Below are 15,112 nucleotides of genomic sequence, written 5' to 3'. Positions count from 1 at the left end.
GCGATGCAATAAATCATAAAATGCCCACACCCCACTATACTCTTGTATGCAATTGCTTGTCGCATGGCTTTCTTAAGTTGATAGAATGATTCTATTATCCATAATTAACTAAAATCTGGTTAGTAAACACAGTACGTAAATAAAATCCTCGCGGTAGTGTTTTTACTTTATTTCCATCAGCATCATAACTAAAGCACAAACATTTACCCGTGGCAGCTTTTGGCCTTATTTGTAAATAGGTACCTACTGTAGCGTTGATTTGCTCAAGGTTACCGGTGCTGATTTGAGCGGTTAAATAGTTCCAATCTGCTGATAAAATACGTTCCTCATCGTCATTGGGCGACCATAAAAAACCTTTGCCTATTCGTCTGTGTTCAAACGGAATGTTTTTGTCACCTTCAACAGGTAACCATAAAACCCTTTTGAGCTTGGCATAACATTGTGAAGACTTCCATTTCTGATGATGGACAGTAAGTAATGGAATGGAGGTAACAAAAGTAGATTCAGCCGGCCTACCCGATCTGGCTATAGGTAATGTTTTTAGCTCGATTCCAAGCTGCTGAAAATCAGGCTCCGCTTTATTATTCGCATCAGTACCCAAGGCGAGTTCCAAAGCCATGCCAACCCAACCTTTCCTATGTACGGGATTTGCGGGGATAGATAATTTTAAAGCCATACTTAACTGAACGAAACTTAACCCTTGAATGGCGTTACTTCGTGCCAGCAATTCACATTCAGTCGTTGGTGGATTGATTTTTGGAGTATAAATCGGCATGCCCTTCTTTCAGTTCCACAGTAATGGGTTCAATAGGTGGTTTTATTCCTGCGGCTTTAAACTGTGCCGTAATCGCAAACAAAACTTTGGAGCGTATTTCAACACGATTATGTTCCTGAACATTAATAAAGTACCGAGCTTCAAATTCTATCAAAGCGGTATCAATTTTCTTTAAAAACACCTGTGCAGGAGGATCTGCTACTATTTCAGGAATTATAGCCAGAACATCAAGAATCAACTGCTGAATCATGACAGGATCATCAGCTCTGCTTACTTTAATTGGAATAACAGTTCTGACAATGCCATCTTGATGAGTCCAATTAGTGAATGGCTTGTTAAACGTTTCTGCATTAGGTATTAGTACTTGGGTGTTATCCCAGGATGAAACTCGCATGGAACGTATTCCTATATGAGCAACCTGGCCTTCATATTCACCAATGGTAATTAAATCACCTTCTCTGACCGGGCGTTCAATAAGTAACATGATGCCCCCAACAATGTTTGATGCGAAATCCCTCAGGCCAAATCCCATCCCTACAGCAAGACCTCCCAAAATCATAGACATACCACTAAAATCCAGGCCTAATACATGCAACGTAATAAAACTACCCAACAAGATAACCGCATATTGGGTAAATACAGATAAGCTGTTCCTAATTCCAACATCTTTGGCATTTTTAAAAAGCCACCTGTAACAAAATTCCCTGGTCCACTTGGCAGCCCATACAAATAAAGCCAGAAGAATAAAAAACTCAATCACACTAAATACAGTAATGTGTATTCCAGTAAAATTAACGATACTGTACTGTGCCATTTTTTCTATGCTAGTAATAACCAGCGAGTCGGGGTGCCAACCAAATAACTGAAATAAGACCAGAACGCTGCACAAAAACAAAACAATGCGCAAAATGCCATCAAGAGGTTTGAGAAAAACTTCTATCCATAGCCATCCATTTTGTAACGATGAAATCATCCATTCAGATAAAAGCTCCAAAGCATCAAAGACTAATCCGCGAGCAAGAATGTATCCGACAAGCACCATGAGAATGTATGCCTGATATCGACTCATGGTCCATGCCAAATTAATGAACCCCAGCAAGCCAATAATTGCCGTTGTGAATAAGGTGATGGGTATCAAAACAACCAGTAAAGAGATTGCATTTTTAATGTATCTTTTTTTGCCTTTTAACAAGGGGCGTAACAAATAAGGAATAACGTCTTTACTTTTCCAGGCAACAAGAGAAACGGAGAGAATAAATAACATGAATAACCGATTAAAAATATCCTGGAGTAATACAATTAACGGGAGTATGTGGCTAAATACCATTAATGCGGTAGTCCACCCACCAAACAAGAACAACCATTTTAAACGATAATACAGTTTTACATCTTTTCCTGAAGAATCAGAAATACGCTCTAACAAGACCAATCGTGCAATTAAAATCAATACTCTAAATGTAAACCAGACTGCAATAAGATTGAACAAGAGTTGATAGTTAGAATAGGAAATATTGGTAATGTAAAGAACAACCCACAACATACTAAAAAGACATAAGTACGGAATATTTCTCTGTACCAAAGTCAAGATCCCATCATACAGATAACCCGTTAGCCTGGATCGCTCTTTATCACTTCCCAGTGTTTTCAAGAACCGATTTAAAATATAAAAAACGGCAAAGATTAAAGCCAGGGCAGACCACAAAATCGCAATAGGAAAGGTATCTAGCCAGCTGTAACTGTCATATACTTTTAGGGTTAGAGTTTTAATGTACTTGTAAAATAAATTGGGCATATCAACAAGTTTATGCAAAATTGTTGGCCAGCTGTTAATGTTGTATTCTGCCAGTGACTGTCGAGTTGATATTTGCCTTTTTAATTCGTTTTGATATTCATCCAAGCTCTGGATTAATTGTTTTTTCTGAACGTCGGCTTCTTTAAGTTGGTCTTTAATACCCGTTTCTAAAAAATGAAGGGATTTCTTGAGTTCAGGTTTGATTGACGCATTGCTTCCTGTTTCAAGGGTGGCTGATATTTGTTTTAAAGCATGTTCTATAGTGATGTATTGGTGTATGGAATCTTTGTAACTATCGGTAACCTGCTGCAAGGTTTTTGTATCTGAGTTATTCAACAACAAAATTCTGGCTTTAATCACGTTTTTTTGTACCATTAAGGCATCAAGTTTCTGATGTATTATGGCTATATGCTGGTTATTGATAAACAAACGTGCTTCGAGTTCAATTTGCTCATTTGCATTGGTTAGCGATTGCATAGTACGCTGATTTGAAACATTATTTTGGTACAACAAACCAAGCTCATTATCAAGTTCTGCACTTGACTTTTTGATGTGAATTAACTTTTGCTCTAATTCAAAATTAGCTTTCCACAGTTTTAATTTTTTTATTTCATCGTTCAAAATGAGTTGGTATTGTTTTGCCAAGTCAATATTTTCACTGATCAGTTCCAGTGTTTTTTTGTTGACAGTAAGTAACGTTTCCACTTTACCTACCCGTTCTTGAATATTGGCCTCACCATTGGCAAGCGGTAATTGTTGAAGATGCTTCAAGCGCTGGTTTAAATGGAGTTCTTGTTTGTACTGATTTTCAAGAAAACCTTCAAGGCTTTTTATTTTGGCCTGATTCATTGAAAGCAATGCAGAAGTCTGCTGCATTTTCGTGATGTAATGATCCTCGTTTAAGGGGGCTGGTTGTTGTTTAGCATCATTAATCAATATAGTTAAATGAGTTTTTTCCTGAGCTAAATATTCAACCAATGATCCACTGATTTGCTTATCAGGTAAGGTATCGTGTTTTGGGGTGGGCACGGCATGAGCCAGCACACTCATACCCAGTAAAAGCATGCTTAAAAATAAAAACAAACAGCGCCATCCCATGGCGGCACTGTTTGTTGTTTGTTTATTTTGTCGTAGTGGTTGGTGCAAGTCTAATTCCCAATTCATTCAGTTGCGCATTTCCAGTAGGTGACGGCGCACTGGTTAAAAGACAGGATGCTGTTTGCGTTTTGGGAAATGCTATGACATCTCGTATAGATGCAGAATCTGTAAGTAGCATAGCCAATCTATCTATCCCCAGCGCAATTCCACCATGCGGTGGTGCACCGTATTGCAATGCATCCAATAAAAAGCCAAATTTTTCCTGCGCTTCATGCTCATCAATACCTAATAATTCAAATACGGTTTGTTGCAGGGTTGGTTGATGAATTCGAATAGATCCACCACCAATTTCGTATCCATTGATCACAATATCATAAGCTTTAGCCAATGCATTTTCAGGATTTGCCCGCAGATCTTCTGCGGATAAATTTTGTGGCGAGGTAAACGGATGGTGCATGGATTGCAGCCTGTTATTTTGATGATCCACCTCAAACATAGGCCAGTCAACGACCCAAAGCAGCTTCCAATCCGCACTTAACAGATTTCTGTCATGACCTATTTTAACCCGTAGAGCCCCCATTGATTCATTAACAATATGCGTTTTATCCGCACCAAAGAAAATAACGTCACCCGTTTGGGCATTGACACGTTTGATTATAGAAAAAACAGCTTCTTCAGAGAGAAACTTCAATATAGGAGACTGCAACCCGGCCATACCGTCTTCAAGGTTATTTATTTTTATGTAAGCAAGCCCTTTTGCTCCGTAAATTCCCACAAATTGCCCATAACCATCGAGATCTTTGCGACTTAAATCACAGCCATTAGGAAGCTTCATAGCAACAACACGACCATCTGCCGCATTTGCTGCACTCGAAAATACATTAAAATCACACTGCTTAACCAAATCCGCAATATCTACCAGTTCGAGAGGATTGCGCAAGTCAGGTTTATCGCTGCCAAATCGACTCATAGCTTCCGCATAGGACATTCTGGGCAATTGTTCAGGCAGATCAATGTTGAGGATATTTTTGAAAATAACCTTTAAAAGACCTTCTATCAATTTTAAAATGTCTTCCTCATCAATGAAAGCCATTTCAATATCAAGCTGAGTAAATTCAGGTTGTCTGTCCGCACGTAAATCTTCATCACGAAAACAACGTACAATTTGATAATATCTGTCAAACCCTGACACCATTAACATCTGTTTAAACAATTGAGGTGACTGGGGTAAGGCATAAAACTGCCCAGGATGTACTCGTGATGGTACAAGATAATCACGAGCACCCTCAGGGGTAGCTTTGGTTAGCATAGGCGTTTCGATATCGAGAAAACCCTGTTGATTCAGGTAATTGCGCATACAACTGGTTAAGTTGTGACGTAACAGAAGTTTATTCTGCATTGAAGTACGCCTTAAATCGATATAACGATATTTATAACGTAAATCTTCATTAACTATTTGATGATCATCAGGCAAAAACGGCGGTGTTGGTGACTGATTAAGAATTTCAAGTCGGGTTCCCACAACTTCAACCCTGCCAGTGGCCATTTTGTCATTGACCATGCCATCCGGTCGGTTTCGCACAACTCCTGTTACCCGGACGACAAATTCGGATCTTAATTTTTCAGCTATTGCGAATGTTTCCTGATTTTCTGGTTCATAAACCACCTGAAGTAAACCCGAGCGATCACGAACATCCAGAAAAACGACACCACCATGATCTCTTCTGTGATGTACCCAACCACATACAGTGACCTCCTGGTTTAAGCAGGATTCATTCACAGTTGAACAGTAGTGTGTACGCATAAAACCACCTTTATATTTTTATTGTGTTATTGCCAATGCTGCCAGCTGTCTTGGTTTGCATTACGCCTAGAGAGATAATAAACTTTAGCGCTTCATCCACGCTCATACTTAATTCTATTGCGTCCTTTTTGGGAACCATCATCAGAAACCCGGATGTAGGATTTGGCGTAGTAGGAATGAACAAAGATACCATCTCTTCATTTGTTTTTTCGTTAATTTCTGCATAACCAGATCCGGTTTGAAAACCAATACTCCAAACGCCCTTTCGGGGGTATTCGATTAATAAAACTTTACGAAAAGCATCGCTATTGGAAGACAATACCGTGTTAAGTACTTGCTTGACTGCATTGTAAATAGACCTAACCAAAGGAATTCGTGCTAAAAGAGATTCTCCCCAACTCACCAATCGTTGACCGAAAAAATTGGTCGCAAAAATTCCTGTGGCGATTAGTAGAAAAAGAGAGATAACCACGCCAATACCTGGAATATGAATTCCTAACAGCTGTTCAGGCTGGTAAGCTGCAGGAATTAAGGCCATGGTATTATCAAGTAAATCAATGATAAAGCGCAAAACACCTATGGTTACCAAAATGGGTAACCATACAACCAGCCCTGCAAGCAGATACCTGCGTATGGAAAGATACTTCACGCTGAATCACCTTTGGTCGATTCAGTACTTTTTGTTGTAGTAGTATCCTTAGAGGTGGTTGATTCAGTTTTAGACGAATCAGTAGAGGACTTTGCTGCAGTTCCTTTATCTTTAAAATCAGTTGCGTACCAACCCGTACCTTTAAGTTGAAATCCTGCAGGAGAAATCAGCTTGGTTACTGTGTTTTTTAAACATTCAGGACATTGAGTGACCGGACTGTCTGTGTATTTTTGCATCAAGTCAAAATGATGATGACAACTTGCACATTCGTATTCATAAATTGGCATCGAAATAACTCCGTCAACTTGAAAAAATATAATTTAACAGTGCATTATAACCAAGTCCAGCAGGATGGACAACCTTTAAAATAAGCGTTTACAGGGTTGTACCGTCTCAAACTCTTTATACGGAAACAAATAAAGTCATCCCAGAGTCATTTGATGCTCACAGTACAAAGAGACGTCATCCACATGAACAGCTCTCCTGTTCTCATCATTTTTTAAATCTGGCAAGTAACCAAGAGAAATGTGATGATACCCTATACTTAGTGAATTTTTTTCAGATGGGTTCATTTGCAAACCAATTTTCGCTACGACTGGATCATTAAGGATTTCTAATGACTATATTTTATTACAACTCTAAAAAAATTGGTGATTTATCCATTAAATCTTCCGCACACGAAACAACGATACACACAAGTCGACTTACGTTTAAATCATTGAACCAAGAGTTGCAAGCAACCTTGGTATGCAATTATGCAAAGTTACTTGGTGATTCAGAAGTTGTTAAATTCCTCAATGATGGAAAACCATGGTCTATTGAGCTGATTCAAAAGGTAATTGATACAAAAACTTCTACTTGGAATAATGGTGATCCATTTAGTCTGTTTTCAGTTTATGAAAATGAAACAGACCAATTTATTGGTTCGGTTTCAATCAAACATGAGTTGGAAACCTACAATACAACTGGCTTCGGTCATCCAAATGTTATAGAAATTGGGTTTTTCTTAGATAAAACTTTTTGGGGTAAAGGTTATGGTACTGAAATCGCAATTGCTGCAATAAAATATATTAAACATGCTGTTGGAGTTATTTTTGTTGAGCATGTAAGTTCTGTACCAAAAGAAATTGTAGCGACAGCACACCCTGACAATATAGCCTCATGCGCCATTTTGCAAAAAAGATTGAAGCATGTAGAGTCTGAACCAATAACAAAATATGATGGCAACCCAAGGCTATTCTTTTTTAAACCATTAAAACCAGCCAGGGTTGCTCCTACAGATGAAGTCTGTTTGGAATCTTTAAGTCTATAGAGTTGGATAAATCATCAAGCGAAAAATATTACAGTTGGATCGGGGGATTATCTGATTCTATCCAGCTATCCCACTAAACTATAACAGTTGCATGCCCGCACTGATTTTTATATTCGCTACCGGGACATGTATATCCCTGTAAAAGACGAATTAAAGGCGGGCGTGCTTAAGGTACGTTGGTACATGTTGAATATCACATAAATCTCCGGCATGAGGTATTATTGCCAACAAAGGACACTGCAAAGCATTTTTTAAAGTTTCAATATTCTCATCCAAAAGTAACATATCAGGGTCAAGGCAATTAGCAATCCATCCCGCACACTCAATGCCATGATTCTTTAGGGAATGCGCAGTTAATAATGCGTGATTAATACACCCTAAGCGCATACCCACGACTAAAATGACGGGGATATTGCTTAGTTGAAGAAAATCAATCCAGGTTTGTTGGTCATTTAGGGGGACCATTAAACCTCCCGCCCCTTCTATAAATAGAATATCAGCTTCTTTAACCTCCAGATTTAAACAATACGAGGCTAGTTCATGAGCATCCAGAACTTGACCAACCTTCTTTGCTGCTAAATGAGGTGAAACCGGTAGTGGGAACCGCCAAGGATTAATTTGTTCCATTGTTAGGCTGCTCTTGTGTGACAAAATTTGCGCATCTGAACTAATTAGCTGATCCTCTTCTGCATAACAACCACTAGCAACTGGTTTGATAGCGACTGATGTGGAACAATAGTCAACTAATTTTTGCGTCACGTACGTCTTACCGCAATCTGTATCTGTACCTGTAATAAAATAACGTTTCATTGTATAAATCCAGTAAATTCATCGATAAAAAGATCGGTATGAGATAAAAAGGGCATATGAGCGGCTTTGTGAAATACCACATATTTAAAGTCGGGATAGATACGGCGCATATGCTCCATGGTTTTTAATGGCGTAATGGGATCCAATCGGCCAAACATATAGCATACCGGAAGTTGCAAAGAATTTAGTCGCTCTCGTAAGTCCCATTCTTCCAAAATTTTAAGGCCAGATTCCAGGCCCTTTTGAGTTGATAATGTTGTTTGTGGTAACTCGATTTTTTGCTTGCCTAATTGGAGACTAATAAATTCTTGTACTGTTTTATTATTATCTCTCGATAAATTTTGGTAAAAACGAGCAAAAACTTCTTTAGATACTCCAGGCCACATCTCTTCGGCAATGAAACGTGGCGAGCTGGTTATATTGACCAGTTTAATGATGCGATGCTGTTCTTCTATGGCCAGTCGAGTGGCGAATAAGCCACCCAAAGACCACCCTGCCAATAGAAAACGAGGCGGCAAACTAGTGAGTAAATTACGTTTAAAAGAATGCCAATCCTGGATTGAGCTTAATCCAAATCCAGGTAAATCAACCAAAAGAATTTGGTATTTTTGTTCTAAATATGGAATAAGTGAATGCCAAATTTGACTGTCAAATCCCCATCCATGAAAAAATACCAAAGGTATGCCTGTACCGTAACTAGTGATGTGTAGATTCATAAATCCTGTCTAACGCCTTAAAAAGCCTGTTAATATGCTCTTCTTGATGATCAAAATTTAAAATAATTCGTAAACCGGTCTGTTTGGGACTTACAGTAGGCGAGCGAACCGGGGAGCAACACAAACCAGCCTTCTTTAATTCATTACTGTAATGTAATGCTAATTTAGGACAACCCAATTGCAGTTGCTGAATAGGTGAACTGGAGTTACCCCAGCGAAAGGGAGAGTTACGTGCCTTCTCTTTAAAATAAGCTGTTAACTGATTCAGTTTTGCTCTTCGGTCATCAGCACGAACAACCACTTCAAGGGTTTTAAGTAAGCCATACCCAAGTGCAGGGCTTAACGCTGTTGAATAAATAAGGGAACGAGCTGCTTGCAGTAATCCATTAATCCAGGATTTTTGACCCGCAATCAATGCTCCCTGAGAGGCAAGAGCCTTGCCAAAAGGAATAATTCGAAGTGGAACCTTATTTTGAGTTAACCCATAATGCGCAACGGCTCCCCTGCCCTGAGCACCTAAAATACCAAAGGAATGAGCCTCATCGACCAAAACTACCGAATTATAGTGCTCACCAATCTTAGCTATGGAGGATAGGGGTGCCAATTGCCCACTCATACTGAAAATACCTTCAGTAATAATAACGCTCTCGTGAGGGTTACTTTTTAATTTACGCTCTAAATCGTCTACATCGTTATGAAGGTAGCGCGTGCAGTGAACCTTGGAAAGAGTTAAACCATCATAAACTGAGGCATGTATCGCTTTATCAACAATACATGCAGCACCAATTTTGCCTAGCAAAGAAGCTATTGCCAAATTTGCCGCATAACCTGAAGAAAATAAAATACACTCATCCACGCCCAATAATGTAGCAAAAGCCTGTTCTAATTCGTGATGGACATGATGATACCCGTTGAGCAGCATCGAACCACCACTACCTGTTGGATAAGTGGTATAACCATCCTGATAGGCTTTGGCGATACCCTGGTCTGTCGTTAAGGACAGATAGTCATTCGTATCAAAATGAATAAACTCAGTATGCCCATGATGTGCTATCTGACGTACTCGCAATAAATTCTGAGCTTGCAGGCTTTCAGTGTATTCCTGAATTCTTAAATCAAGAGTCATCAAACCATCTCGGTTAAACCCAATTTATCGAACAAATTCTTGTCTTTAATTCGTTGCGGGTTTTCTTCGGTAAGTAATTTGTCACCTATGAATACAGAATTAGCTCCAGCAAAATAGCATAGCGCCTGTAGTTCATCACTCATCTGTGTTCTTCCTGCTGTTAAACGAATGGCACTCACAGGCATCAGGATACGGGCAGTCGCAATAGTTCTGACCAATTCTATCCCTTCAACCGGTTCAGCCTGTGCTAATCGGGTTCCCTCTACAGGGATAAGTCTATTGATGGGTACACTTTCTGGTGGCGTATCCATATTCGCCAGAGTGAACAAAAACTCTATTCGATCTTCTCGAGTTTCTCCCAAACCAAGTATACCGCCACAACACACATTAATTCCTGCTGCCCTGACGGCATTCAAAGTATCAAGTCTATCGCTAAATTTACGTGTTGTGACTACTTTATCGTAGTACGAAGGAGAGGTATCTATATTATGGTTGTAATAATCAAGCCCCGCTTCTTTCAGACAATGAGCCTGCTCCTCATTTAACATTCCAAGAGTCATGCAGGTTTCTAAACCAAGCGCTTTAACCCCTTCTATCATTTCTTGCAATTGTGGCATTACTTTATCAGGCGGACAACGCCAGGCAGCTCCCATACAAAACCTTTTAGCGCCACCCTCTTTCGCTTCTTGAGCACTTTTTAAAACCTCGTCTACTGACATTAATTTTTCTTTTTCAACGTGAGTTTTTACATGTCCACTCTGAGAGCAATAGCCACAATCTTCCGGGCATGCTCCTGTTTTAATACTTAACAAGGTTGCAAATTGCAGGGTATTTGCCTCATGATGCGTCCGGTGTACTGTATGAGCCTGGTACAATAAGTCATTAAATGATTGCTGATAAATTGCAGCGATTTCGGATACAGTCCAGTTTTTCTTAGTCTCAGTCACAACTACCCCCTTTAATTCGTAATAATGAACATGATAAAGTCATGCCCATACTTGTCAACCAAAATCTAAAAAAATGGTCAACATTAACGAACTTATCTCCAAAGATTTAAAACACATTTGGCATCCCTGTTCTCAAATGAAAGATTTTGAAACTTGCCCGCCTCTGGTTGTAGAACGTGCCAAAGGAAGCTTTTTGTATACTAACCAAGGACCCTTGATAGATGCCATATCGAGCTGGTGGTGCAAATCTCTTGGGCACGGCCATCCTGCGGTACTTGCAGCGATACAAAAACAGATGAATTATTTTGAACATGTCATTGGCGCCAATACCACTCATCCCCTACTGGTAGAATTAGCAGAAGAATTAACCAAAATAACGGGCAAACAACATGTATTCTTTGCCAGTGATGGCTCCAGTGCAGTAGAAATAGCAATGAAGCTGGCAATTCATGGATCAAAAATAAAAGAATTGAATAATAAAAACGAATTCATTGCCCTCAAAAATGGTTATCATGGCGAAACGCTTGGCACCATGAGCGTCAGCGATTTGGGGATTTATAAAGCACCTTATGAAGGTTTTGGGGTAAGATGTCACTTTATTGACCCAATCCCCTATGTGACTTCTCCTGACGATCCTCTATGGAATAATTGTGATGAGTATTGGTCAAAAATCGTCAATCAACTCGAACAGGTAAGCGATCAAGTTTGCGCTGTGATTCTTGAACCCATGGTTCAAGGGGCTGGTGGAATGCTGTGTTACAGTCCAGATTTTTTAAAAAAATTATCCTGCTGGACAAAATCGAAAGGAATTTATCTGATTGCCGATGAAATCATGACGGGTATGGGACGAACAGGCGAATGGCTGGCTTGTCAACATGCAGGTATAGAGCCCGATCTGATCTGCTTGTCCAAAGGATTAACATCTGGAACCTTACCTTTTAGCTGCGTCATGATAGACAGTGCTATTTTTGATCTGTTTTATGATGATTATAAATCAGGCAAGTCTTTCTTGCATTCACACACATACAGTGGAAATCCTCTGGCAGTTAGTGCTGCCCTGGCAACGATTAAAACCTTTCATAACGAAGGAATTATTAATAAATCACGAGCATTAGGCGATTTAATGCTGCAACATCTTAACAGTATTGCTCAAATATCTGGAAAGTTAGTTAATGTTCGCGGGTTAGGAGCTGTCGTTGCTGCAGAGTTAACGGATACCGGGGCATCTCGTATTGGTAACAAACTGTATCAGGAAGCAATAAAATATGGGGCTTTAATAAGACCCATAGGAAATACACTATACTGGATGCCACCTTTAAATACAGAACCAGAAACTATTGGGAAATTAGCAGAAATCACACTAGAATCAATAGAATCTGCTTATATTAAAGTATGCCACGATGAATAAGGTATTTGAGGAACTATCAGAATTTGTGATAAAGCAATTCAAATTATTTTGGATTTTGCTGACTGCCGTATTGATCGTAGGTTCTGTTTACATTAACTGGTATTATTTTTTAAACAGAGCTCAAGAGCATTTAAACCATGTCGCCACACAAATCAGTAATCATTTTGATGGTTTTGTAGAAGATTTATTTCAGGAAGCGTACTCCTTACCCATATTCGGCACCCGGTTTTCTGAATGTAAAACAGAGTTATATCCTTATTTGGAGCACATTACTTTAAATAATCTACATATTGCTGGTATAACCATCACTGACAACAAACGGCATATCGTTTGTTCATCATTACCCGATAATTACACCATTTCTTCAACCTCATCTCATGCTCGTTCATTTAGTGGGCCTTATGATCTATCGTATTTTGATCAGCCCATCTATCTGGTACAGCAAAACATAGGTAACTATCAGATTGGCATACTCGTCCTCTCCTCTGTTGTGGAAAATGCGCTTAAAGTCCCTAGTATCAACATACATAAGATCGCTTTATACGATAATGAAGGTAAAAAAAATCTATTGAGCCTGGAGCAAAGTAAGAACAATGAAGCCCGAATAATTAACCCCGCACACAGCAGCCTAGTTGTAACAAATACACAGCAAATATTTGCTGCTGATAAAATACAAAATATTGATCAAATGTCCGTAGTAGTTGTTGAGCCTCGTGAAAAATTAATCAGACAACTTTTGTATATTGAATTAGGGATTACCCTCTTTATTCTGTGCCTTTCTGCTCTATTGTATTTTTTACTCAAAAAAATAATAACCGATCGCTACTCTCTTAAAAACGCCATCAAGCGAGCAATTAAAAACAAAGAGTTTTATCCTGAGTATCAGCCCATTTTTGACTGTGAGAGTAACTCGTTCACAGGGGTGGAGATCTTGCTGAGATGGAAAGATCAAGAGGAACAACTCATTATGCCCGATTTGTTTATTGCCGAGGCTGAAAATACAGGGCTAATTGTTCCAATAACACTGCAAATTATTGAAATATCGCTTAAGGACATGCAGCCCATTTTACAAAAAAACAGCAACTTTCACCTTGCTTATAATATTTCAGCCATTCACTTCACGGAACCCTCTTTTTTTGTTGCATTTCATGCTCTTGTCAAACGCTATGACCTGGCTCCTGACCAAGTAATTTTTGAATTAACTGAGCGGGAATTATTAGACAAAAACAATAGTGTGTTTATCGATACCATGCACCATTTGAGAACAAGCGGTTATTCACTTGCTGTTGATGATTACGGTACAGGGCATGCAAGCATCAGCTATCTGCAACATTTTCCATTTAACTATTTAAAAATAGACAAATTGTTTATCCAGGCCATAGGAACCAAAGCCATTACAGAATCATTAAATGATGCCATAATAAACATGGCGCATGGCTTAAATCTTACCGTAATCGCCGAAGGGGTTGAAACAAAAGAGCAGTTTGATTATTTATCGAAAAACGGAGTACGATTTTTACAAGGCTGGTATTTTTCAAAGGCATTGCCCATTGATAAATTAGTAACGCTTTTTAAGGGAGAAAAAAGATGAACTATTGCGTGAGGTGTTTCCTTGTTTTGCTCTGGGTCTCTTATTCAGGTATTTCAATATCTGCCAATGCCGACTCCAGCTACTGGCAATGTATTACCCAGGATAAAACGAATAAACAATGGACGGTTAAAAACACTTATCAAAAAGTTGCCTTGAACCAGGCTTTTGCTCTATGTAAAAAAGAAAGCGAATTTCCCACCAGTTGTAAAACATCTCAGTCCAGTTGTGAAGGTTTTTATATGGGTATGAGTACAAAACCTTTATGGCGATGTAGCGCTATTGATCAAACAGCTACAGCATGGAATAGTAACTTTTATTCCGAACAAGATGATGCGGCTCTCGCTGCCAAAGCATATTGCAAAGAATACAGCAGTGTCCCTGATACGTGTTTTATCAATTTCGTCACATGTAAAAACTATAATGAAGGGTTAAGTTTGCCATGACACGATGTATTGGCTTAACAGGAAATATAGCAAGCGGTAAATCAACTGTTGCTGGTATTTTTTCAGATTTAGGTATCGATGTTTTAAGTGCTGATGCTGTTGCCAAAGAACTCACCAATCAAAATACCCCTGCTTATAACGCAATTGTGACCCATTTTGGTCCCGAGGCTCTTTTAGTAAATAAAGATCTCAACAGAACATATTTAAGAGGAATCATTTTTTCACACCCACAGGAAAAGAAATGGCTGGAAAATTTACTGCATCCACTCATCAGAAATCAACTGGAACAAAAAGTAAACAACTGCACTACACCTTACTGTATCTTGGAAATACCCCTTCTTACAGATAAAACGCTTTATCCCTACCTGGACCGAGTTTTAGTAATCACCGCTCCACTGGAATTGCAGATTGAACGAGTGATGCAAAGAGACAACTGTACTAGAGAGCATGCACTTGCTATTCTTTCAGCTCAACCCGCACCAAGTGAACGCTTAAGAATAGCTGATGATGTGATTATCAATGATTCAGATTATGAACAATTAAAACAAGCGGTTAATCAGTTACATATTCACTATTTAAGTGCACCACTTAGTATCGCCACTTCTGCTGACAAGTAAAGGATGCCCGATTAGTTCTGTTTT

At 39.1% G+C, this 15,112-nt stretch carries 14 protein-coding genes; 5 read left to right on the top strand and 9 right to left on the bottom strand.

What is annotated here, in order from left to right:
* Positions 1-94: 94 nt before the first annotated feature.
* The 5 genes from mutH to Lwor_RS10730 are packed head-to-tail and all read right to left on the bottom strand — an operon-like array spanning position 95 to position 6,405.
* Positions 95-775, bottom strand: a complete 681-nt coding sequence (gene mutH, locus Lwor_RS10750) for a DNA mismatch repair endonuclease MutH (RefSeq protein WP_058493873.1) — start codon at positions 773-775, stop codon at positions 95-97.
* Positions 735-3,713 (bottom strand): mechanosensitive ion channel family protein, encoded by a 2,979-nt coding sequence (locus Lwor_RS10745; RefSeq protein ID WP_058493994.1) that lies wholly within the window; start codon positions 3,711-3,713, stop codon positions 735-737. Before Lwor_RS10745 ends, mutH begins: the two co-directional genes overlap by 41 nt.
* Positions 3,688-5,469 (bottom strand): aspartate--tRNA ligase, encoded by a 1,782-nt coding sequence (gene aspS, locus Lwor_RS10740; RefSeq protein WP_058493872.1) that lies wholly within the window; start codon positions 5,467-5,469, stop codon positions 3,688-3,690. Before aspS ends, Lwor_RS10745 begins: the two co-directional genes overlap by 26 nt.
* A gap of 10 nt (positions 5,470-5,479) precedes the next feature.
* Positions 5,480-6,118, bottom strand: a complete 639-nt coding sequence (locus Lwor_RS10735; protein ID WP_058493871.1) for a DUF502 domain-containing protein — start codon at positions 6,116-6,118, stop codon at positions 5,480-5,482.
* Positions 6,115-6,405 carry an FmdB family zinc ribbon protein gene (locus Lwor_RS10730; RefSeq protein ID WP_058493870.1) on the bottom strand — a complete coding sequence of 97 codons (291 nt, stop codon included), beginning with the start codon at positions 6,403-6,405 and terminating at the stop codon, positions 6,115-6,117. The genes Lwor_RS10735 and Lwor_RS10730 overlap by 4 nt, the downstream gene beginning before the upstream one ends.
* 329 nt (positions 6,406-6,734) lie before the next feature.
* On the opposite strand from Lwor_RS10730, the gene Lwor_RS10725 reads away from it, so the two are divergent.
* Positions 6,735-7,430 carry a GNAT family N-acetyltransferase gene (locus tag Lwor_RS10725; protein WP_058493869.1) on the top strand — a complete coding sequence of 232 codons (696 nt, stop codon included), beginning with the start codon at positions 6,735-6,737 and terminating at the stop codon, positions 7,428-7,430.
* 150 nt (positions 7,431-7,580) lie between these two features.
* Here the strand turns inward: Lwor_RS10725 and bioD are convergent, their stop codons facing one another.
* The 4 genes from bioD to bioB are packed head-to-tail and all read right to left on the bottom strand — an operon-like array spanning position 7,581 to position 11,029.
* Entirely contained in the window at positions 7,581-8,240 is a 660-nt protein-coding gene (gene bioD, locus Lwor_RS10720; RefSeq protein WP_058493868.1) for a dethiobiotin synthase, read from the bottom strand.
* Positions 8,237-8,956 (bottom strand): alpha/beta fold hydrolase, encoded by a 720-nt coding sequence (locus Lwor_RS10715; protein WP_058493867.1) that lies wholly within the window; start codon positions 8,954-8,956, stop codon positions 8,237-8,239. Before Lwor_RS10715 ends, bioD begins: the two co-directional genes overlap by 4 nt.
* Entirely contained in the window at positions 8,937-10,082 is a 1,146-nt protein-coding gene (locus tag Lwor_RS10710) for an aminotransferase class I/II-fold pyridoxal phosphate-dependent enzyme (RefSeq protein ID WP_058493866.1), read from the bottom strand. The genes Lwor_RS10715 and Lwor_RS10710 overlap by 20 nt, the downstream gene beginning before the upstream one ends.
* Positions 10,082-11,029 (bottom strand): biotin synthase BioB, encoded by a 948-nt coding sequence (bioB, locus tag Lwor_RS10705; protein WP_058493865.1) that lies wholly within the window; start codon positions 11,027-11,029, stop codon positions 10,082-10,084. Before bioB ends, Lwor_RS10710 begins: the two co-directional genes overlap by 1 nt.
* Before the next feature lie 73 nt (positions 11,030-11,102).
* Between bioB and bioA the strand changes: the two genes are divergently transcribed.
* From bioA to coaE, 4 genes are read left to right on the top strand one after another with little or no spacing between them, the layout of a single operon-like run.
* The gene (gene bioA / locus Lwor_RS10700; protein WP_058493864.1) at positions 11,103-12,437 is read left to right on the top strand and encodes an adenosylmethionine--8-amino-7-oxononanoate transaminase; all 1,335 of its coding nucleotides are present in this window, start codon (positions 11,103-11,105) and stop codon (positions 12,435-12,437) included.
* On the top strand, positions 12,430-14,028 hold the full coding sequence (locus Lwor_RS10695; RefSeq protein WP_058493863.1) for an EAL domain-containing protein: 1,599 nt from the start codon (positions 12,430-12,432) through the stop codon (positions 14,026-14,028). Before bioA ends, Lwor_RS10695 begins: the two co-directional genes overlap by 8 nt.
* Positions 14,025-14,471, top strand: a complete 447-nt coding sequence (locus tag Lwor_RS10690; protein WP_058493862.1) for a hypothetical protein — start codon at positions 14,025-14,027, stop codon at positions 14,469-14,471. Before Lwor_RS10695 ends, Lwor_RS10690 begins: the two co-directional genes overlap by 4 nt.
* Positions 14,468-15,088 carry a dephospho-CoA kinase gene (coaE, locus tag Lwor_RS10685; protein ID WP_058493861.1) on the top strand — a complete coding sequence of 207 codons (621 nt, stop codon included), beginning with the start codon at positions 14,468-14,470 and terminating at the stop codon, positions 15,086-15,088. The genes Lwor_RS10690 and coaE overlap by 4 nt, the downstream gene beginning before the upstream one ends.
* Positions 15,089-15,112: the final 24 nt, after the last annotated feature.

Origin of the sequence: Legionella worsleiensis (assembly GCF_001467535.1) — a bacterium.
Lineage (GTDB): Bacteria > Pseudomonadota > Gammaproteobacteria > Legionellales > Legionellaceae > Legionella > Legionella worsleiensis.
The sequence above is the reverse complement of the archived record's forward strand: the minus strand, read 5'-3'. Positions and strand labels throughout refer to the sequence as shown.